At 50.0% G+C, this 250-nt stretch carries 1 pseudogene; it reads left to right on the forward strand.

Annotation, left to right across the window (positions count from 1 at the left end):
- Positions 1–116: 116 nt before the first annotated feature.
- Positions 117–250 (forward strand): annotated as a pseudogene (locus tag EVX52_RS25190) (IS3 family transposase); the annotation flags it as partial.

Genomic DNA, 250 nt, shown 5'->3' on the forward strand with positions numbered 1-250 from the left:
GCAATACCCCTGCGGGAATCACATAGGAATGAAGACGACGTCTGGCAACATGTTGTAGCATCTAAAAAATGACTACGAAGACGACAAAGACCCCATCTGATCCAGATATTGACTGATTAGACGACAAGCGGGTATACCGTATTTACCACCTTAATGGACTGAGCGTAAAACGCAGACGACGCCGTAAAGGGCTGGCGACCGAACGGTTTCCGCTTCTTCGCCCGGATGCGCCGAACCTTACATGGTCGAT

The organism is Rahnella sp. CFA14(1/10), assembly GCF_004195095.1.
In the GTDB taxonomy this organism is placed as follows: domain Bacteria; phylum Pseudomonadota; class Gammaproteobacteria; order Enterobacterales; family Enterobacteriaceae; genus Rahnella; species Rahnella perminowiae.